General features: G+C 35.1%; 20 protein-coding genes. 19 read left to right on the forward strand and 1 reads right to left on the reverse strand.

Going from position 1 to position 22,065, the window contains the following annotated elements; all coding sequences use genetic code 11:
* The 11 genes from F601_RS0111405 (at position 1) to galU (ending at position 12,156) form a co-directional block, all read left to right on the forward strand.
* Positions 1-687, forward strand: a complete 687-nt coding sequence (locus F601_RS0111405; RefSeq protein ID WP_018165813.1) for a Wzz/FepE/Etk N-terminal domain-containing protein — start codon at positions 1-3, stop codon at positions 685-687.
* 13 nt (positions 688-700) lie between these two features.
* Positions 701-1,417, forward strand: coding sequence for a tyrosine-protein kinase (locus F601_RS0111410; RefSeq protein ID WP_018165814.1), 717 nt, complete (start codon positions 701-703; stop codon positions 1,415-1,417).
* 17 nt (positions 1,418-1,434) lie between these two features.
* Positions 1,435-2,808 carry a sugar transferase gene (locus tag F601_RS0111415; protein ID WP_018165815.1) on the forward strand — a complete coding sequence of 458 codons (1,374 nt, stop codon included), beginning with the start codon at positions 1,435-1,437 and terminating at the stop codon, positions 2,806-2,808.
* 27 nt (positions 2,809-2,835) lie between these two features.
* Positions 2,836-3,954: a glycosyltransferase family 1 protein gene (locus F601_RS0111420; protein ID WP_018165816.1), complete on the forward strand. Its 1,119-nt coding sequence runs from the start codon at positions 2,836-2,838 to the stop codon at positions 3,952-3,954.
* Entirely contained in the window at positions 3,939-5,204 is a 1,266-nt protein-coding gene (locus tag F601_RS0111425) for a polysaccharide pyruvyl transferase family protein (RefSeq protein WP_081600879.1), read from the forward strand. The genes F601_RS0111420 and F601_RS0111425 overlap by 16 nt, the downstream gene beginning before the upstream one ends.
* 2 nt (positions 5,205-5,206) lie before the next feature.
* A complete protein-coding gene (locus F601_RS0111430; RefSeq protein ID WP_018165818.1) occupies positions 5,207-6,361 on the forward strand; it encodes a glycosyltransferase in 1,155 nt (384 codons plus the stop codon).
* A gap of 20 nt (positions 6,362-6,381) precedes the next feature.
* Positions 6,382-7,488: an EpsG family protein gene (locus F601_RS0111435; protein WP_018165819.1), complete on the forward strand. Its 1,107-nt coding sequence runs from the start codon at positions 6,382-6,384 to the stop codon at positions 7,486-7,488.
* Positions 7,481-8,599, forward strand: a complete 1,119-nt coding sequence (locus F601_RS0111440; protein ID WP_081600880.1) for a glycosyltransferase family 1 protein — start codon at positions 7,481-7,483, stop codon at positions 8,597-8,599. The genes F601_RS0111435 and F601_RS0111440 overlap by 8 nt, the downstream gene beginning before the upstream one ends.
* Position 8,600: 1 nt before the next feature.
* Entirely contained in the window at positions 8,601-9,578 is a 978-nt protein-coding gene (locus tag F601_RS0111445; RefSeq protein ID WP_018165821.1) for a polysaccharide pyruvyl transferase family protein, read from the forward strand.
* 6 nt (positions 9,579-9,584) lie between these two features.
* Positions 9,585-11,015: a lipopolysaccharide biosynthesis protein gene (locus tag F601_RS0111450; RefSeq protein WP_018165822.1), complete on the forward strand. Its 1,431-nt coding sequence runs from the start codon at positions 9,585-9,587 to the stop codon at positions 11,013-11,015.
* Between the two features lie 235 nt (positions 11,016-11,250).
* Positions 11,251-12,156 carry a UTP--glucose-1-phosphate uridylyltransferase GalU gene (gene galU / locus F601_RS0111455; protein ID WP_018165823.1) on the forward strand — a complete coding sequence of 302 codons (906 nt, stop codon included), beginning with the start codon at positions 11,251-11,253 and terminating at the stop codon, positions 12,154-12,156.
* A gap of 71 nt (positions 12,157-12,227) precedes the next feature.
* Here galU and F601_RS0111460 read toward each other — a convergent pair whose 3' ends face one another.
* Positions 12,228-12,845, reverse strand: coding sequence for a TVP38/TMEM64 family protein (locus F601_RS0111460; RefSeq protein WP_018165824.1), 618 nt, complete (start codon positions 12,843-12,845; stop codon positions 12,228-12,230).
* A gap of 437 nt (positions 12,846-13,282) precedes the next feature.
* On the opposite strand from F601_RS0111460, the gene pyrR reads away from it, so the two are divergent.
* The 8 genes from pyrR (at position 13,283) to F601_RS0111500 (ending at position 22,019) form a co-directional block, all read left to right on the forward strand.
* Positions 13,283-13,804 carry a bifunctional pyr operon transcriptional regulator/uracil phosphoribosyltransferase PyrR gene (gene pyrR, locus F601_RS0111465; RefSeq protein WP_018165825.1) on the forward strand — a complete coding sequence of 174 codons (522 nt, stop codon included), beginning with the start codon at positions 13,283-13,285 and terminating at the stop codon, positions 13,802-13,804.
* Positions 13,805-13,830: 26 nt separating this feature from the next.
* A complete protein-coding gene (locus F601_RS0111470; protein WP_026183212.1) occupies positions 13,831-15,093 on the forward strand; it encodes a uracil-xanthine permease family protein in 1,263 nt (420 codons plus the stop codon).
* Positions 15,094-15,096: 3 nt separating this feature from the next.
* A complete protein-coding gene (locus F601_RS0111475) occupies positions 15,097-16,023 on the forward strand; it encodes an aspartate carbamoyltransferase catalytic subunit (RefSeq protein WP_018165827.1) in 927 nt (308 codons plus the stop codon).
* Between the two features lie 52 nt (positions 16,024-16,075).
* On the forward strand, positions 16,076-17,164 hold the full coding sequence (locus tag F601_RS0111480; protein ID WP_018165828.1) for a carbamoyl phosphate synthase small subunit: 1,089 nt from the start codon (positions 16,076-16,078) through the stop codon (positions 17,162-17,164).
* A gap of 467 nt (positions 17,165-17,631) precedes the next feature.
* Complete coding sequence (gene carB, locus F601_RS0111485) at positions 17,632-20,811, forward strand: carbamoyl-phosphate synthase large subunit (RefSeq protein WP_018165829.1); 3,180 nt, start codon at positions 17,632-17,634, stop codon at positions 20,809-20,811.
* A 101-nt stretch (positions 20,812-20,912) separates the two neighbouring features.
* Entirely contained in the window at positions 20,913-21,227 is a 315-nt protein-coding gene (locus F601_RS0111490) for a TfoX/Sxy family protein (protein ID WP_018165830.1), read from the forward strand.
* Between the two features lie 146 nt (positions 21,228-21,373).
* Positions 21,374-21,739, forward strand: coding sequence for a type II toxin-antitoxin system RelE/ParE family toxin (locus tag F601_RS0111495; RefSeq protein ID WP_018165831.1), 366 nt, complete (start codon positions 21,374-21,376; stop codon positions 21,737-21,739).
* Entirely contained in the window at positions 21,729-22,019 is a 291-nt protein-coding gene (locus F601_RS0111500; protein ID WP_018165832.1) for a helix-turn-helix domain-containing protein, read from the forward strand. The genes F601_RS0111495 and F601_RS0111500 overlap by 11 nt, the downstream gene beginning before the upstream one ends.
* Positions 22,020-22,065 lie beyond the last annotated feature (46 nt).

Raw genomic sequence — 22,065 nt, forward strand, 5'->3', positions numbered from 1 at the left:
ATGAATACAAAAGAAAATACGAGCAATGAGATTGATGTTGTATATCTCTTGAAGAAACTTTGGACTAAAAAGTTTTTGATAATTTTTATGTCACTCTTTGTTGGGACACTTTCATTAATTGCTACTATTTTTTTAATTGAGCCAGAATACACAGCAACAACTCGTGTTTATGTTGTTGGCCAGAGTAGCGAGAGTGTTACAACTCAGGATTTGCAAGCGGGTTCATATCTAGTAAAAGACTATCAAGAAATTATTAAGTCTTCTGATGTTTTGGCTAAAGTTATCGCTAAAGAAGAATCACCATTATCTACTGCTGCACTATCAAATATGATATCAGTAAATATCCCGACAGATACACGTGTCATTTCTATTTCAGTAGAAAGTAAAGATCCTGAAGAAGCAGCTCAACTAACAAACCGTGTTCGAGAAGTAGCAGCTGAAAAAATTAAAGAAGTCACTAAAGTTCAAGATGTTACTACATTAGAAGAAGCACAGATTCCAGAAAAACCATCTTCTCCAAATACCAAGCGAAACCTATTATTGGGAGCTTTAGTAGGAGCTTTTTTAGCAATTATAGGAGTGCTATTTACTGAAATTCTAGATGATCGCGTGAAGCGAGCAGAAGACGTAGAAGAAGTTCTTGGATTAACTTTACTTGGTGTTGTACCAAATACTGAAAAAATGTAAGGAGAAGAGATAGATGTCACAATTTGAACTTGTACGAGCTAAAGCTCAAATTTTTAATAAAACTGAGGAATATTATAATTCTATTCGTACTAATATTCAATTCAGTGGACGTGATTTGAAGGTTTTGACCTTAACCTCTTTCCAACCAGGCGAAGGTAAGTCAACTACTTCAGTAAATTTAGCAGTCTCTTTTGCTAATGCTGGGTTCAGGACTCTTCTAATCGATGCAGATACTCGAAATTCAGTTTTAACTGGTACTTTTAAGGCAAATGGTAGTTATCAAGGACTAACAAGTTTCCTATCTGGTAATGCAGAATTATCTGATGTTATTGGTGATACTGACATTCCTAATCTGATGATTATTCCTGCAGGGCAGGTTCCACCTAATCCAACATCTCTATTACAAAATCAAAATTTTCATCAGATGATTGAAACCATTCGTGGATTGTATGACTACATTATCGTTGATACTCCTCCAATTGGATTAGTTATTGATGCAGCAATTATTGCTCATAATGCGGATGCAAGTATTTTAGTAACTGAAGTAGGAAGTATAAAACGTCGTTTTATTCAAAAAGCTGTTGATCAGTTAGAGCAAAGTGGGACACAATTTTTAGGTGTAATCTTAAATAAGGTTGATCAAATGGTAGATAGTTATGGCGCCTATGGTGCCTACGGTGCTTATGGAGATTACGGGAAAACCAATAAAAAGGTTAAAAGTAAAAAGTGAATTAGAAAAGGGTTGACATGTATAGTGAAGATTCAAAGGAGAAACTATTCTTTTTATTATCCGATGTGCTGTTTCTTATTGTTACATACTTCATTTTGGCTGCAGGAAATAACTTTATTTTTTTATCGAGTCGTTTCTTTGTTTGTGTATTCGGGCTTCTAATTGTAGTTGCTGGAATTATGACAGATGAATACAGTGATGTTCTAAAAAGAGGATATTTAAGTGAATTGAGAAAATCGATTTTTTATGGTATTAAGGTACTTTCTCTTTTTTCACTAGTTCTTATGTTTGGGAAATATCGTTTCATTAACGATATTTCTAATATGCCTTATTGGTTTTTACTTGAACTTTTAGTTTTATCAATTATATTTGTTTACACTGGCAGGTGCCTTGTTAAGTATCATTTTAGGAAGCATCCAGCTGAATCAAAAAAGGCTCTCCTTTTAACCAATTTTAGCACTAAAGAATTAGCAAATCAGTTAAAAGAATCAAAATATGATGTAATAGGCTACATAAGCCGTACAACTACTTTGGGTGTTGAACAACCAGTCTTAAAGGATAACTGTGATATTCGAGATTTTATTGCCGAAAATGAAGTGGATGAAATCTTTGTTGATTTAGATGCACAAGCTGATTACATTGATGAAATTAAGTATTTTAAACTTTTAGGTATTCCAACTAGTGTCAATGTTGGAAATTATGATGACTACTATGTTGGAGATTCTGTTGTCAAAAAAGTTGGACATTTGACGGTTATGACAACAGCCATAAATATAGTCCAATTTCGTCAAATAGCTATAAAGCGTATCATTGATATTTTTATTGCGTTATTAGGTTTAATTTTAACTGGTATAGTTGCTTTAATTATTATTCCAATTGTAAAAAAGCAATCTCCAGGTCCACTAATTTTTAAACAAAAACGTGTTGGTAAGAATGGTAAGGTTTTTGATATCTATAAATTTCGGTCAATGTACACGGATGCTGAAGAGCGTAAAAAAGAGTTATTGGCTCAAAATGATTTAGATACTAACTTGATGTTTAAAATGGATAATGATCCGCGTATCTTCCCATTTGGTCAGAAAATTCGTGACTGGTCCATTGATGAATTACCACAATTTATCAATGTTCTTAAAGGTGATATGTCTGTAGTTGGAACAAGACCACCTACTTTGGATGAATATAAAAAATATGAAATTCATCACTTTAAACGTTTAGCAGCTAAGCCAGGTATAACCGGTCTTTGGCAAGTCAGTGGACGTAGCGATATTACAGATTTCGAAGAAGTTGTTGCATTGGATATGAAGTATATTCAAAATTGGTCAATCGCTCAGGATATTAAAATTATTTTTAAAACATTTGGGGTTGTTCTGAAGCGAGAGGGAAGTAAATAGGATTTTAAAAAATTTAGGAGAAAATTTTTGAATGATAAAATAAGAATTGCCATGATAATGGGGAAATGGGTTGGCGGAGGCGTCGAAGCTGTTGTTATGAATTACTATAAAAATATAAATCATGAAAAAATTCAATTTGATTTTATTTTTGATGATGATTCTAGGAATATCCCTACAGATGAAATTTTATCAATGGGAGGGAAAATTTTTTACGTTCCTTCATACAGTAAGGCTTTGAACTATCACAAACAGTTGAAAAGAATTCTCCACGATCACAATTATAGAATTGTACATTCTCATATCAATACACTTTCAGTTTTTAGTTTATACGCTGCTAAATGTGCTGGTGTTCCAATTAGAATTGCACATTCTCATAGTACGTCAAATTCAAAAGAAATAAGCAAAAATTTGTTAAAACAATTTTTGCGGCCATTTTCCAAATTGTTTGCGACTGATTATATGACTTGTTCTGAATTAGCTGGTCGATGGTTATTTGGAAATCATTCTTATGATAAAGGAAATGTTTACTTATTAAATAATGCTATCAACGCAAAAAAATTTAAGTTTAGTCCTGTTTTGAGAAATGAAATTAGAAATGAATTGAGTTTAAATGATGACACAGTAGTATTTGGACATATTGGTCGTTTTGTTAAACAAAAAAATCATGATTTTTTGATTGATATCTTTTATGAAATTTGTAATCTGAATGAAAATTCTTTGTTGCTTCTTGTTGGTGAAGGCCCCTTAAAAGAGGAAATAGAATCTAAGGTAAAAGTTCTAGGTTTAGAAAATAAAGTAGTATTTCTTGGTCAGCGTTCGGATGCATTTCGTTTATATCAAGCATTTGATATATTTTTGTTACCAAGCCTTTATGAAGGACTTCCAGTTGTTGGTGTTGAATCACAGGCATCTGGATTGCAGTGTTTCTTTTCAGATGACATGACAAAAGAAACAAAAATATTAGATTCGACAAAATTCTTATCATTAGATTTATCACCCCTAGAGTGGGCTAATAATATCATGAGTGATTTTTTCAACTTTACTAGAAAAGATACAGAAAGTGAAGTTCGTAATCATGGCTTTGAAATTAGTACTGAAGCGGAAAAACTTGAAAAGAAATATTTGGAATTATGGAAGAGATTATGAAAAAGAAAATAACAATTACGAATGCTTATACTTGGTATAATAAAGGTGATGCTGGTATTTTATTAGGTACTGTAAATACGCTGAAACAAATTTATGGTTCTAAAAATATTGAGATCGATATCTTATCTTTTACACCTAGTGAAGATAAAAAAAGATACTGTAAAGATCCGGTAATAAAAAATGTCTATAGTAATGTACTAAATCCTAGACCTTATAAACATACTAAAATAGGTAAATTGATTGCTATTGTTAAATTGATTGTAAGAACTATTTATTTGAGTTTAATGATGAAGATTAACCTTAATAAATTAGTTTTAAAAGAAGAAGCATTTAAAAGTTTATCAGATAGTGATTTAATTGTTGTTTGTGGGGGGGGATTCTTAGGTGGAAAAAAATTAGATAGTTTAATGCATGTTTTTCAAATGCATGTGAATACGAAGTTTAATAAACCGGTGTACTTAATGGGGACATCAATTGAACCAATGACAAATAGAATTGTTAAATTCTTTACAGATGGTGTGCTTAAAAAATTAGACTTTATATTTGCTCGTGAAACGATTACATTCGACTATCTTAAAACATTAATTCCATCAAATAAGTTTACGCTAATCCCCGATATGGCTTTCATGTTAGAGGATATTAATGAAGAGTTTGAAGCTATTTCAGACTTGAAAAAAAATGAAGGTCCTGTTTATGGTTTAACTGTTAGAGAGTGGAACTTTCCAAATTTCAGTAATCCAACTGAACTTATGAGTAACTACATTTTTGCAATTCGTGATGTTATTGAAGAACAAGTGAAAAAAAATAATGCATCATTTGTATTTGTTCCACAAGTGATTGTAAAACATGGAGATGATGCTGAAGTTGCTTTAAAAATTAAATCTCTTTTGAGAAAGGAATATCAAGATAGATTTCTAGTTCTTCGAGATGATATTTCACCTGTTCAAGTTAAAGCAATGATTGCTAATTTTGATTACTTTATTGGTACCCGCATGCACTCTAACATTTTTGCTACAAGTATGAAAGTTCCTACTATAGCAATTGCTTATGAGAAAAAGACTAATGGAATAATGCATACAGTCAACCTTGATGATTATGTTATTGAGATGAATGAAGTAACTAGCGAAAAATTGAATAATCTTATTGAAAAACAAAGTAAAAACAATGAGCTTATTAGGAAACAATTGAATAAGGTTATTCCTGAAATTAGAAATGAAGTTTTAGAAAAAATGAAAGCAGTGTTAAAATAGTTATGAAAGCAACTTTTATTTTCGATACAGTCTTGGTGGAAGAAGATAATAATTTTTATGGTATGACTTTAAATTATGATTTTTTTAAGTCACGTTATCTACCTTTGTTTGATTCAATGGACATTTCTACAAGAGTTGAGTCAAGAGATAGAGCAAAAGGTAATACAGCTGGTTATAAAATTGTAAATGGAGAAAATGTGACTGTAAGACCTATTCGTTCTTATACGGATATACCAGATGCAGTTCGAAATAGAAAAGAAATTGTTTCTGAATTAGTTAAAGTTATCAAGGACTCAGACAAAATTATTGTACGTATGCCTAGTGTATTAGGAATTTTTGCAACGGAGATTTGTAAAAAGTATAAAAAGGATTATCTTGTAGAATTGGTTGCGTGTCCTTGGGATGGATATACAAATCATACAAATCCTATTGGTAAAATTCTTGCACCAATAATGTATTTTTCGACAAAAAAAGTAGTTTATAACGCTCCAAATGTTCTTTATGTTACAAAAGAATTTTTGCAAAGACGTTATCCAACTAAAGGTAATGAATGTGGTTGTTCGGATGTCATTATCAACAATCTTGATGCCAACTTATTATCTGATCGATTAGATAAAGTAAAATCAATAGATGAAAAAAAAATAACTTTGGCTACTGTTGCTAATGTAGGAATGAAGTATAAAGGTCATCAATATGTTTTTGAAGCTATCCGTAAACTTAAGGATAAGGGTATTTGTATAGAATACCACTTAATAGGTAATGGTGATAATTCAAGATTAAAAAAAATTGTTAAAAAGCTTGGTCTTGAAAACAATGTCATTTTTAGAGGTTCTTTGCCGCATAGCGAGGTATTTATCGAACTTAGAAACATAGATATCTATGTTCAACCTAGTCTACAGGAAGGGTTGCCTAGATCAGTTGTGGAAGCAATGAGTTTAGGATGTCCAGTAATTGGATCAAATGTTGGTGGAATTCCTGAGTTAATTAATCAAGATATGATTTTTAAAAAGAAAAATAGTAATCAATTAGCTAATATTATTGAAAATATAACTAAAGAAAAGTTGATTATTGAAGCAAAGAATAATTTTGAAAAAGCAAAAGAATTTGAAGATAAGAGATTGAAAAAAATTCGAAGTGCATTTTATTCTTCTTTTTAATGATATAAAGGGGGTTATAATTGAAAGCTTATATTTTGGTATCAATTTTTGTTGTTTTATTGAGTTTGGTTAACGAATTTTATTTTTTTAAATTGAAAAAAGAATACAATATCTTTGTATTCATTATTATGTTTTTATCAATCTTAGGACTTGCACTTGTTGCTGGTGTAAGGGATACTACGGTAGGAGCAGATATCAATGTTTATGTAATGCGTTTATTTAATCTTTCTAAAAATTTTGGATATAATCTTTTAGGATTTCTTAGAAATTCAGGCAGTGATTTTTTATTTGCTACTGTAGTTTATATAGGAAGTTTATTTAATGATATTCATGCAGTATTATTCCTAATAGAGTTGTGTGTTTGTACCCCGATTTTTTTCTTTGCATATTTACAGAGAAAAAATATATCTTATACAGCAACAATTTTTGTCTTTTTAATGACGATGTATGTTTCTTCCTTGAATAATATGAGACAAAGCATTGCAATTTCATTATGTGTCCTTTCATATCACTTTATCTTAGAAAAAAAAGATAAGGTTTCTTTACTTTTGATATTCTCTTCGTTTTTTTTTCATAAAACAGGGCTTGTTTTTCTTGGCGTATATCTAATTGATAAATTTTTAAAGCTAGATAAAAACAGCTTTTCATTAAAGCTAATTACTTTAATTGTAACACTTCTATTATTTTTACCTCTTGTGGATAACTTGATTTCTCTATCGGGTTACTCATATTATATTGAAGCTGGATTTAATTATAGAGATTTCTCTATTAATTCAATCGCTAAAAAGTTTTTATTTGTTACTATGTGGGGGATTACTTTCTTTTTAAAAGATGAAATAGATAGAAATAAAAGTGCATCAGGATTAATTTATTCAATACTTGCATTATATTGTACATTCTTATCTTTCTCTCTTCCAGGAATGGGGCGTTTAGGATATTATTTTACAGATTTGCAAAATTTTTTAATTGTTGGTCACTTTTATAAAGTATTTAAACAAAAACGATTTATGAGTTTACTAACTTTTGCTCTTTTTGCAATATTGTGGTGGGATATGACTACAGTTGAAAATGATAGTGCTAAAGTTTATCCTTATAAATCCGAAATTGTTAGATTTTTAAATGAATGAGAGAATCGATTTGAAAGTTTTACAAATTATTGGTGTTTTAAACCGTGGTGGTGCTGAAACTTTACTCGTTAATATTTTAGAGAATATTGATAAAAATAATTATGATTTTGATTTCTTAGTTTTTGAAGAAAAACATTTTGATTACGAAGACAAAATCAAGGAATTAGGTGGTAGAGTTATTAGGTTGCAAGGTCCAACTGAAGTAGGTATGTTTAAATTTATAAAAAATTTAAGAAAATTATGCATGGAAGAAAAGTACGATGTTGTTCATGCCCATACTTTATTTAATTGTGGACCATCTGTTTTTGCAGCATGGCTTGGAAAAGTTCCTACAAGAATTTCTCATAGTCATAACACAAAAATATTAGATAAAAATATTTCAATTTTTAAGAGAATCTATTTTCTTATTGCTAAAGTTTTATTAAATCTATTTTCAACAGAAAAGATTGCTTGTGGTGTTGAAGCGGGTAAGTTCTTATTTTTCACTAAAGACTTTTTAGTAATAAATAATGGTATTGATGTGAACAAATTCAGATTTGATATTTCTACTAAAAATTCTTTGAAAAATAGATTCAGCATTGAGAAAGATGCCCTAATACTTGGGAATATTGGACGGTTAAATTATCAAAAAAATCAACATTTTATATTTGAAATATTTGATAGCTTAATAAAGGTAAAAGATAATGTTTATTTATTTATTCTAGGTGATGGAGACTTGAAGTTAGAATTTCAAACTCTTATTAAAGAAAGAGGGATAGAAGAAAGAGTCTTTATGCTGGGAAATGTTGATAACGCTAATGAATTCTATAGCCTTTTTGATTTATTTTTGTTTCCATCTTTTTTTGAGGGACTTCCTTTAACTCTTGTTGAAGCTCAGTCAAATGGTTTGCCTATTATTTGTAGTAATAGAGTTAGTGATGAAGTTGACTTAACTAATGAAATTGATTTTTTACCTCTTGAAAATGGTGCGGATTATTGGGCAGACTATATCAGTAATTACTCCAAAAAACGTTATGATAAAACTGAAGTAATAATCGATAAAGGTTATGATATCAAAACTACAGTAAATAATATTACTGAAATATATACTAGAAGAGAAAAGAGATGCTAAAATGAAAAAAATTGTAATGTTTGACACTTCATACGGTACACAAAATGTAGGTGACTTTATTATTAATGAAGCAATTAATAAACAATTAGATGAATTATTGAGTAAAAATTTTACTGCAAGGTATTCAACTCATACCCCAATTCAAAAGTTTTTCCAAAATTTTAGAAGAAACTTTATTTCATCATTTTGCCAAAGTGCTGATTTGAAGTTTCTGTGTGGTACAAATATTTTTACTTATAACTTATTACATCTTAATCCGAATTTCAATATAAATCCGTTTGATATTAAAAACTATAAAAATGTTATTTCTGTAGGGTGTGGAATGACTCCAGCTGGTGGAAAAATTAATTCCTATACAAAATTTATTTATAAAAGAATTTTATCTAAAGATTACATTCATTCGACTAGGGATGAGAAAACAAAAGATTTACTCACAAGTTTAGGTGTAAAGGCTATTAACACCGGTTGTCCAACGATGTGGTCACTAACTCCAGAACATTGTAAGAAAATTCCAACAAAAAAATCAAATAAAGTGATTTTTACACTAACAGATTATAAAGCTGATAAGGAATCAGATCAAAAATTAATAGATATTCTAAATTTAAATTATGAAAAAGTTTATTTTTGGGTTCAAGGGAGTGATGATTTAGAATACTTTAAGTCATTCAAAAATACTGAGTCAATTGAAATTGTTAGTCCCAATCTAGAATCATACAGAGAGGCACTGACTAGTGGGGATATTGATTACGTAGGAACTAGGTTACACGCTGGAATTTTTGCAATGCAACATCTAGTCAGATCTATTATTATTATCGTTGATAACAGAGCTAGAGATATTAAAGAGAATTATAATATCCCAACTATCGAGAGGGAAGAAATTGGCGAATACCTTGAAATGATGATCAATAGTGACTTTATAACAGATGTGAAAATTAATCAAGAGAATATTGACTTGTGGAAGAAACAATTTTTAGAATAGAAGAGTATGAGTAGAGAAAAAAAGTTAATAAAAAATACTGCAGTAGTTGCTATGGGTCAAGTTGGAACAAAATTTATTAGTTTTTTCCTGTTGCCATTATATACAGCACTGTTATCTACAGAAGAGTATGGAACTGTCGATTTGTTGAACACGTATGTTTCCTTACTGTTACCTTTGATTTTTTTACAGCTTGACCAGGCTGTTTTTAGATTTTTGATTGACAATCGAAAAAAGAATAAAGAGCGCAACAAGCTTATTTCAACAGTGTTAATTACTGTCACAGTTCAAGCTGTGGTATATCTTCTTTTTTTTGGAATCATAGGAAGATTTATCGATAATCAGTACAAATATTTTTTAGCAACTAATGTAGTTGCAGCAATGTTCTCAAGTGTCTTATTACAAGTTTCTCGCGGATTAGGTGATAATTTCACATATTCGCTTGGGAGCCTTGTATCTGGAGCAGGAACAATTATTTTAAATGTTATTTTCTTAGCCATTTTTAGATGGGGAGCATACGGTATGCTCACTGCAAGCTTATTATCAAATACCTTTTGCTCAGTTTTTGTTTTTTCAAGATTAAAACTTTTTCAAATGGTTTCTGTATCAAACTGGAAAAAACAAACACTGAAAGATCTTTGGAAATACTCAATTCCTTTGGTCCCCAATGCATTGTCATGGTGGATAATTAGTGCTTCGGATAGAACCATTGTGACTCATTTTTTAGGCGTCGCAGCAAATGGTATTTACTCAGCATCAAATAAATTTTCAGCAATTGTCATCACTGTATTTTCAATTTTTAATTTGACTTGGACAGAATCTGCATCAATGTATATAAGCGATAAGGATTCATCGGAATACTTTACGAACATCATTAATGTGACAATCAAATTGTTTACCTCAATTAGTTTGTTGGTTATTTCTGTAATGCCGTTTGTTTTTGGATACTTAATTACTGGCGAATCATTTGCAACTGCATATTATCAAATTCCAATTTTGATGATGGCAACATTATTTAATATTATCGTATCATTATTTGGTTCAATCTATGTTGCTCTAAAAAAATCGAACGAAATAGCAAAAACATCCATATATTCTGCAGTCATTAATATTGCTATAAATATATTATTAATTAATTATATAGGATTATTTGCAGCTTCAATATCTACGTTTATTTCTTATTTTGTGATGTCAATCTATAGGTATTTTGATATCCAAAAATATGTGAAAATTAGAATTGATTATAAATATATTCTTTCAATTTTACCTATTGTTTTTACAAGCGTATTAACTTATTACTTTGGAAGTTTTTACATAAAAGCTATAGTATTGTTATCAGTTATAATCGTATCTTACATTTTTAATAAAAATTTGATTTCACAACTCATCAACCTTATATTAAATAAGAAGAAAAAAAAGAAATATTTAGGGTTTAAATAATTTGGCTTATATCAATACATAGTGAGTTGAATTATATTGACTCCATATCAATTTTAATGAGAGCCAATATAATTAAATTACATCTAGAGGGGGTCAGAATGATCCTTTCTTTTGTTATGTCCAAAGCGAGGTAAGTGAATTTTTAAATTTTTAAGATTGAATTTTTTTGAATTTTTACAAGTTTTTTGATAAAATTATATTTATATTAAATTTTAGAGAAATTGGAGTTTTTGATTTGAAAAGAGTTAGGAAAGCTATTATCCCAGCAGCGGGACTGGGGACTCGTTTTTTGCCTGCTACTAAGGCTTTGGCAAAGGAAATGTTGCCCATTGTTGATAAGCCTACAATTCAATTTATTGTAGAAGAGGCTTTGAAATCTGGTATCGAAGATATTTTGGTTGTTACAGGAAAATCAAAACGTTCTATTGAAGACCATTTTGACTCAAACTTTGAGTTGGAACATAATTTGAAAGAAAAAGGTAAGAATGATCTTCTTAGGTTAGTTGATGAAACAACTGGTATTCGTTTGCACTTTATCCGTCAAAGTCATCCACGTGGGCTTGGTGATGCTGTATTGCAGGCAAAGGCTTTTGTAGGGAATGAGCCTTTCGTCGTTATGCTTGGTGATGACCTTATGGATATTACCGATAGTAAAGCTCTGCCATTGACCAAACAACTCATGAATGACTATGAGAAGACTCACGCATCAACTATTGCTGTTATGCCTGTACCTCATGAGGAAGTTTCTGCCTACGGTGTTATTGCACCTCAAGGTGCTGGTGTTAATGGATTGTACAGTGTTGATACTTTTGTTGAGAAACCTGCTCCTGAAGATGCACCGAGTAATTTAGCTATTATTGGTCGCTATCTTTTGACTCCAGAGATTTTTGATATTCTGGAAAACCTGGAACCAGGTGCTGGTAATGAAATTCAGTTGACAGATGCCATTGATAAACTAAATAAGACACAGCGTGTTTTTGCTAGAGAATTCAAAGGTAACCGCTACGATGTTGGTGATAAGTTCGGTTTCATGAAGACTTCAATTGACTATGCTCTTCAACACCCACAAGTAAAAGATGATTTGAAAGATTACATTATTGCTTTAGGGCAAGAACTTGAAAAGAAATCATCTAAAAAGTAAACTGATGAATTACTAAATAACCCCACCTACTTTTGTTCTAATTGTGAGCAGAAGCAGATGGGGTGTTTTTATTATTTCAAGACAAATTGGTTCAGTAATTGGAGGCCTTGGTAGGTGATGAGGGTATAGAGGTAGAGTGTTGCTGGTTTTGTTATGATTGTGATGATAATGAATTTCTTGAGTGACATTTTGCTTAGTCCAGCTACCATACAGAGGAAATCATCTGGGAAGCATGGAAGTATAAATGCTGCAGCTAGGAAGCGTTCAAAGAATTTTCCTTTATCTAATTTTGTCATGTATTTGTCATAGGTTTGGTCTGAGACAAAGGCTTTAACAAATCCTTGACCGAAGCGTCTTGCGAGTAGAAAGGCAAGGACCGATCCAAGGAAGATACTTGTAAAATTGTAGACGAATCCCCAGAATGGACCAAAGAGAGCATGACCAACAACACAGGTTAAACCACCTGGAATAACGGGATAGATAACTTGTATGATTTGTACAAGCATGAAGATTAGAGGTCCAAATATCCCTAATCCTTGTAGGTAGCGGTGGAAGCTTCCGCCTACTGAAAAAATGTTAGGGTTACTTTTGATATAATATACACTGATAATCGTGATGATGATTCCGACAACTGTTATCAATTGTATCCATTGTCTATGACTCCACTGAAAAGAGATTTTTTTAATCATTGAGAAGTCCTCCATAGAAAGTCTGTCTTTTAGTTTTGTATGATAATTGTATCATTGAAATAATACACAAACATCAGTCTGAAGTCTGATTTTATTGAAACTAGCTTTTTGGCTCTGCTATTTTCCAAAATAAAAGAAATGGTAAGGACAAAATGAACGAAGTTAAGAAAATCCTTGTCAAATGTTAGCTTTTTTGATACTATAGGAAATGTAAATATATCCTTTAATACTGTCCCGTGAGGCAGGCAAGGAGAGAACAAGAAAAAAGTGTGCAGGTAGCCATAGCTGTACCCCTATTTTGTGGAATCTCCTTGTTATCAGGGAGATTTTTTTCTATATTTCTGAGTGCTTGCTCTTTTACTGGATGTAGTAGAGGTTGGGGTATTAATGCAGTTTGAACCTATGTGAGAACTACAAAAAATTTTGGAGGTCTTTTGATGAAAACAAAAGAAATTGTTGATGATGTGACCATGAAACGTGCCATCACGCGCATTACTTATGAGATTATCGAACGTAATAAGAATTTGGACAATATTGTCCTTGCTGGTATCAAGACGCGTGGTGTCTTCATTGCCCGTCGTATCCAAGAGCGTTTGAAACAGCTTGAAGGTTTGGACATTCCAATTGGTGAGCTTGATATCAAACCTTTCCGTGATGACATGAAGGTTGAAGAAGATACGACAGAAATGTCAGTTGACATCACTGGAAAAGACGTTATTTTGGTCGACGATGTTCTTTATACTGGTCGTACAATCCGCGCAGCTATTGACAACTTGGTAAGTCTTGGACGTCCTGCACGTGTGAGCCTAGCTGTTCTTGTTGACCGCGGACATCGCGAGCTTCCTATCAGAGCAGATTATGTTGGTAAAAATATTCCAACCAGCGCTGTCGAAGAAATCTTGGTTGAAGTTGCTGAATACGATGGACAAGATCGTATCAGTATTGTTGACCCAAGTTAATGAAAAATAAAGGAGAAGCGCTGAAAGTGGAATCTGTAAAATACGACGTGCATGACATGCCAAAACCAGGTCTCTTGCTTGGTTTATCTTTCCAACATTTGTTCGCTATGTTTGGAGCGACAGTCTTAGTTCCAATTCTTGTTGGGATTGATCCAGCAATCGCCCTTTTCTCAAGTGGTTTGGGGACTTTGGCTCACCTCTCAGTAACCAAGTATAAGATCCCAGCTTATATGGGTTCAAGTTTTGCTTATATTGCAACCATGCAGACGCTCATGAAGACAGATGGTATTGGAGCGGTAGCACAGGGAGCAATCGCAGGTGGTTTGGTTTATCTGATTGTCGCTTTGATTGTTCGTAAGGTTGGTAATGCATGGATTGATAAAGTCTTACCACCGATTGTGGTTGGACCAATTATCATGGTAATTGGGCTTAGCTTAGCTGGCACAGCTGTAAGTGACGCTATGACACTCAATGGGGAATATAGCTTTAATAGTCTCTTGATTAGTATGGTAACCCTCTTTGCAGTAATCATCTTTAACATTTATGGTAAGAAAATTATTGCAGTTATCCCAATCCTACTTGGTTTGATTGTTGGTTATGTCTTTGCTTTGGTTCTAGGAATGGTTACTGGGCAAGAATTGATTGACTTTGCGACAATTGCAAGTGCTAAATGGTTTGATGTGCCAGATTTTAGCATCATGTTTGCAGATTACAGTTTCAAACTTTACCCATCAGCTATTTTGACTATGGCTCCAATTGCCTTTGTAACGATGACAGAGCACTTCGGGCATGTTATGGTTCTTAATAGCTTGACTGGCCGAGATTTCTTTAAAGACCCAGGGCTAGATCGTACTCTCATGGGTGACGGTCTCTCACAAATTATCGCAGGTTTCTTTGGTGCTCCTCCAGTAACTTCATATGGCGAAAACATTGGGGTTATGGCACTGAACAAAATCTACTCAGTCTATGTGATTGCAGGTGCTGCGGTTATCGCAGTTGTCATGAGTTTCATCGGTAAAGTATCAGCAATTCTCATGTCTATCCCTGCAGCAGTACTTGGCGGTGTATCGATTGCCCTCTTTGGGGTTATCGCATCTAGCGGTCTTAAAATTCTGATTGAGAACAAGGTTGACTTTGACAATAAGAAAAATCTTCTTATTGCTAGTGTGATTCTAGTTTCAGGTATCGGAGGGCTGACTCTCCAGATAGCTGGACTTCAAATCACAGGCGTAGCCTTCTCAACACTCTTAGGGATTATCTTATATCAAATTCTTCCAGAAAAGGATTAAACTATGGCAATTACAGATGGTGTTGTGTCACTCAAACATTTGGTGACAATGGAAACTTTATCGAATGAAGAAGTATTAGGCTTGATTGAGCGCGGTATTGCTTTTAAAAATGGCAAAGCTGACTTCGCTCTAGATAGACAGTACTTTGCAGCTAATCTCTTCTTCGAATCTTCAACACGGACCCATAAGTCTTTTGAAGTGGCTGAGAAAAAACTAGGTTTGGATGTTATTGAATTTGATGCCAAAACTAGCTCAGTAAATAAAGGAGAAACGCTTTATGATACGATTTTAACCATGTCAGCTTTAGGTGTTGATATTTGTGTCGTACGCCATTCTGAAGTTGATTATTATAAGGAATTGATTGATAGTAGAACCATCCAAACAGCCATTGTCAACGGTGGTGATGGTTCAGGTCAGCATCCAAGCCAGTGTCTGCTTGACTTGATGACAATATATGAAGAGTTTGGTAAATTTGAGGACTTGAAGATTGCCATCGCTGGTGACATTACTCATTCACGAGTAGCCAAATCAAATATGCAGATTCTTAAACGTTTGGGAGCTGAAATTTTCTTCGCTGGACCAGCTGAATGGTACTCTGAAGAATTTGATGTTTATGGTAAGCATGTTTCCATAGATGAGATTATTGATCAGGTCGATGTCCTCATGCTTCTACGTGTTCAGCATGAAAGGCACGATGGAGATGGCGGTTTTTCTAAAGAAACCTACCACAATCTGCACGGTTTGACAGTAGATAGGTATGATAAGCTTAAAAGCTCTGCTATTGTCATGCACCCCGCACCGGTTAACCGTGATGTGGAAATCGCTGACCGCCTGGTTGAGGCGCCTCAGTCGCGGATTGTTGCGCAGATGCAAAATGGTGTTTTTGTACGAATGGCTATTCTTGAAGCTATCTTGAATGGCAAAGCTTAGATGAAGATATAACGTTAAGAGGTTCCTGAGAGAACCCACGAAAGGTAAACTAATGGCAAAAAGACTACTAATTTTAGAGGATGGCACTATTTTTGAAGGGAAAGCCTTCGGTGCTGATGTAGATGTAACTGGAGAAATTGTCTTCAGTACGGGAATGACAGGCTATCAAGAGTCTATCACTGACCAATCTTATAACGGTCAAATTTTAACTTTCACCTATCCTTTGGTTGGGAATTACGGTGTTAACCGTGATGACTATGAGTCAATCAAACCAACATGTAAGGGTGTGGTTGTTGCTGAAGCTGCTCGTCGTGCAAGCAACTGGCGCAACCAAATGACTTTGGATGAGTTTTTGAAGGCTAAAAATATTCCTGGTATTTCAGGGATTGATACGCGTGCTTTGACAAAAATCATTCGTCAGCATGGGACAATGAAAGCAACCTTGGCTAACGCTGGTGATTCTATTGATCACCTTCAAGACCAACTTCGTGCGACTGTCCTTCCAACAAATAATATTGAACAAGTTTCTACTAAGACAGCTTATCCAGCTCCAGGTATTGGTAAGAACATTGTTCTTGTCGACTTTGGTTTGAAACATTCTATCTTGAGAGAATTTTCAAAACGTGATTGTAATGTGACAGTTGTTCCGCATGACATCACAGCAGAAGAGATTCTTCATCTCAATCCTGATGGGGTTATGTTGTCAAATGGACCTGGTAACCCAACAGATGTTCCTCACGCTTTGGATATGATCCGCGGTGTTCAAGGGAAAATCCCAATCTTTGGTATCTGTATGGGACATCAATTGTTCAGTCTTGCAAATGGTGCAACGACTTACAAGATGAAATTTGGTCACCGTGGTTTTAACCACGCTGTTCGTGAAATTGCGACTGGACGTGTTGACTTCACCAGCCAAAACCATGGCTTCGCAGTTGACCGTGAGACGCTTCCGGATTGCCTCATGGTAACCCATGAAGAAATCAATGATAAGTCTGTTGAAGGTGTTCGTCACCGTGACTTCCCAGCCTTTTCAGTGCAATTCCACCCAGATGCCGCACCTGGACCACATGATGCTTCTTACTTATTTGATGAATTCCTAGAATTGATTGATGCCTTTAAAGCAGACCAAGCAAATCGCTAGTAAGGAAGTTGAAAATAGTAGACAAGTCTTAAAGACAAATTTTTTGTCAAAGTGTTCGTCTATGCAATAGTTTAAAAATGTAGAATATTGAAATGTTTTTAAACGACAGAGAACTATTTAATTCTATCCAGAGAGATAGAGAATACGAAAGGCCTAGGCCTATTTGACGGTAGCTAAAGCAACTCGTCAAATAACACTAACCGCTAGGGCGGATTAGTTAGCCTATGCACTAGCTCGAAAATGATTTATTGTCGAAATCATTTTCTCACGTCGGAGTCATCGATTTAATGCCGTCCTGAGAGACGGCGAATAGAAAGGAGTGGATACGAGTTCGATTAGCTTATTTGCTAATCTGAACGCGCCCTACAAGCTGTGTCAAAAAGACAATTTTTCCTAGTGTCTTGTGACACTTCGTCAAAATTCCTATTTTGACTTTGCTTGTTTAACGGGCTTTGTATCATAAAAATATGCCTAAACGTACTGATATTAAAAAAATTATGGTGATTGGTTCTGGTCCTATTATTATTGGTCAAGCTGCTGAGTTTGACTATGCTGGGACTCAGGCTTGTCTTGCTTTGAAAGAGGAAGGCTACAGCGTTATCTTGGTTAATTCCAACCCTGCAACCATCATGACTGATAAAGAAATTGCTGATAAGGTTTATATTGAGCCTATCACACTTGAATTTGTGACACGTATTCTTCGTAAAGAACGCCCAGATGCTCTTCTTCCAACACTTGGTGGTCAAACTGGTCTTAACATGGCCATGCAGTTGTCAAAAGCTGGTATTCTTGACGAACTAGGTGTGGAATTGCTTGGTACAAAGTTGTCAGCCATTGACCAAGCCGAAGACCGTGATCTTTTCAAACAACTCATGGAAGAATTGGAACAGCCAATTCCAGAATCTGACATTGTTTCAACTGTTGAAGAAGCAGTGGCTTTTGCCTCAGAAATCGGCTACCCAGTAATTGTTCGTCCTGCCTTTACCCTCGGTGGTACTGGTGGTGGTATGTGTGCCAATGAAGCAGAGCTCCGTGAAATTGCAAAGAATGGTCTCAAATTGTCACCAGTGACACAATGTTTGATTGAACGTTCTATTGCAGGTTTCAAGGAAATTGAGTATGAAGTGATGCGTGATGCTGCTGACAATGCCCTTGTTGTCTGTAACATGGAAAACTTTGACCCAGTTGGAATCCACACAGGGGACTCAATCGTTTTCGCACCAACGCAAACTCTCTCAGATATTGAAAACCAAATGTTGCGTGATGCCAGCTTGAAAATCATACGTGCCCTTAAAATTGAAGGGGGATGTAACGTTCAGCTAGCCCTTGATCCACACAGCTTCAAGTACTACGTTATCGAAGTTAACCCCCGTGTGTCACGTTCATCTGCCCTTGCCTCAAAAGCAACTGGTTACCCAATCGCAAAATTGGCCGCTAAGATTGCCGTTGGTTTGACCCTTGATGAAATGATCAACCCAGTAACAGGTACAACTTATGCCATGTTCGAACCTGCTCTTGACTACGTCGTTGCTAAGATTCCACGTTTCCCATTTGATAAATTCGAACATGGTGAGCGTCGCCTTGGTACACAGATGAAGGCTACGGGTGAAGTTATGGCCATCGGCCGTAACATTGAGGAGTCACTCCTCAAGGCTTGTCGTTCCCTTGAAATCGGTGTTTACCACAATGAAATGGCAGATTTAGCTGATGCCACTGACGATCAACTCTTCGAGAAAATCGTTAAAGCTCAAGATGACCGCCTCTTCTACGTGTCTGAAGCTATCCGTCGAGGTTTCTCTATTGAAGAAATAGCAGAGCTGACTAAGATTGATATCTTCTTCCTTGATAAATTGCTCCATATCTTCGAAATTGAAGAAGAGCTCAAAGTAAATGTTGGTAACCTTGATTTGCTTAAAGAAGCTAAACGAAATGGTTTTGCCGATCGTAAAATTGCTGAGCTTTGGAATCAAACAACAGATGAAATTCGCAACTTGCGCAAAGAGAATAAGATCCTTCCAGTCTACAAGATGGTTGATACTTGTGCGGCTGAATTTGAATCAGCAACACCTTATTTCTACTCAACTTATGAGTGGGAAAATGAGTTCATCAAGTCAGATAAAGAGTCAGTGATCGTACTTGGTTCAGGTCCAATCCGTATCGGACAAGGGGTTGAGTTTGACTACGCAACCGTTCACTCTGTAAAAGCCATTCAGGCAGCAGGTTATGAAGCTATCATCATGAACTCAAATCCTGAGACAGTATCAACTGACTTCTCAGTTTCAGATAAACTTTACTTTGAACCTCTCACTTTTGAAGACGTTATGAACGTTATCGAACTTGAGCAGCCTAAAGGTGTCGTTGTTCAGTTCGGTGGACAAACAGCCATCAACCTTGCTGAAAGCTTGTCAAATGCAGGTGTCGCAATTCTTGGTACACAAGTGGCAGACTTGGACCGTGCCGAAGACCGTGACCTCTTTGAAAAAGCCCTCAAAGAACTCGATATTCCACAGCCGCCAGGACAAACGGCTACTAATGAAGAAGAAGCGGTTGAGGCAGCACGTAAGATTGGCTTCCCTGTTCTCGTTCGTCCGTCATACGTCCTTGGTGGACGTGCCATGGAAATCGTTGAAAACGAAGATGACCTTCGTTCTTACATGCGTACAGCTGTTAAGGCAAGTCCAGAACACCCAGTTCTTGTAGACTCATACTTGGTTGGTCGTGAGTGTGAAGTAGATGCCATCTCTGATGGAAAAGACGTTCTTATTCCAGGTATCATGGAACATATTGAACGCGCTGGTGTCCATTCAGGAGACTCAATGGCCGTCTACCCACCACAAACTCTTTCAAAAGAGATTCAAGAAACCATCGCAGACTATACAAAACGTTTGGCAATCGGCCTTAACTGTATCGGTATGATGAACATCCAATTTGTTATCAAAGATGAAAAAGTTTATGTTATCGAGGTCAACCCTCGTGCCAGCCGTACGGTTCCATTCTTGTCTAAAGTAACCAATATCCCAATGGCTCAGGTTGCAACTAAACTCATCTTGGGACAATCTTTGGCTGATTTGGGATATGAAGATGGTCTTTACCCAGAAAGCCAACAAGTCCATGTTAAAGCACCAGTCTTCTCATTCACTAAGTTGGCTAAAGTAGATAGCCTGCTTGGACCTGAAATGAAATCAACTGGTGAGGTTATGGGTTCAGATTCAACTCTTGAAAAAGCCCTTTACAAAGCCTTTGAAGCATCATACTTCCACTTGCCAGAATTTGGTAATGTCATCTTCACTATCGCTGACGAGACTAAGGAAGAAGCATTAGGACTTGCAAAACGCTTTGATGCCATTGGTTACAGCATTTTTGCGACAGAAGGAACAGCTAAGTACTTTGCGGAAAATGGATTAGATTCAACGCTTGTAAACAAACTTGGTGAAGATGATAGCAATGACATTCCTGCCCTTGTTCGTGCTGGACGTGTTCAAGCAATTGTCAACACAGTTGGTAACAAACGTACCTTTGACGAAGATGGAGCTACCATCCGAGGCTCTGCTATTGCCCAAGGAGTACCACTTTTCACAGCCCTCGACACTGCAGACGCAATGTGTAAAGTGCTTGAAAGCCGTGGCTTCATGACACAAGCAATCTAAAGAAACAACTAGGTTTGAGATTTATTCTCAGCCTAGTTTTCTTTTTAACTTGGATTTTAAATGTGCTATAATTGGCTTGAAAGATAAAGGAGGACCGAGCCATGACTTCAAGTAAGGACTATTTAGATTTTGTTTTGGGACAATTATCTGGATTAGAGGAAATCAGATACCGAGCAATGATGGGTGAATACATCCTTTATTATAAGGATAAGATTGTCGGAGGTATTTATGATGATCGACTCTTAGTCAAACCTGTCAAATCAGCCCTCGACTATTTATCCGAAGTCAATTATGAAGAGCCCTATCCTGGCGCAAAAGAAATGCTTCTCGTTGATGACCTTGACAATCCAGACTACCTAACTGGTTTGTTCGATGCCATGGTTGAAGAGCTACCAGAACCTAAAAAGAAGAAATGACAGAAACTATCATTTGAAGCCTTATAATTTACTCGCAACCAAAAAATGGTTGCTTTTTCAATGCAAACGTCAATATTTTTTCGAATATATAAAGTGAAGACTTCACATTTAATAACTTTTAAGTTATTATAGAGAGGAAGATAAGTTTGCATAAAATTCATTTTTATAAGGATAAACATGGTAACCAACCCGTCGCTGACTATATTCGTTTACTCCAACAGAGGAAAGATAAAGATAGTCGGATAAAATTGAAAAAAATTCAGGACTACATGAGATTACTAAGTGAGCATGGAACTTATATTGGTCAACCAGTAGTTAAACACTTAAGTGGTGAAATATGGGAACTACGTCCCCTAAGAGATAGAATATTATTTGCAGCCTGGATTGATGGGGGATTTGTCTTGCTTCATCAATTTGTCAAGCGAACACAAAAAACACCGAAACGTGAAATAGAACAAGCAATAAGAGAACTAGAAGATTTCATAGAAAGGAAACAGAAAGATGAAAAATAATCCAGCTATTGGTCAATCCTGGGAAGAATTTGAAAAAGAAGTCTTTAGCCAAGAAGAAATTGAAGCGAGCAAAGTTCGCGTCGCCATCATGTCTGAACTAATTTTAGCTAGAAATGAACGCGGTATTTCTCAAAAGAAGTTAGAAGAAATGAGCGGTGTCAGACAGCCAGTCATCGCCCGCATGGAGACAGGAGTTACTAGTCCTCGCTTGGATACTGTCCTCAAAGTCCTCTATAGCCTAGGAAAAACCTTGCAAGTTGTGGACATTGAACAAGGGTAGATAATAATTATGAAAATTACTTAAGATCGAAGGCTTCTTTGGTCTT

Origin of the sequence: Streptococcus henryi DSM 19005 (assembly GCF_000376985.1) — a bacterium.
GTDB lineage: Bacteria > Bacillota > Bacilli > Lactobacillales > Streptococcaceae > Streptococcus > Streptococcus henryi.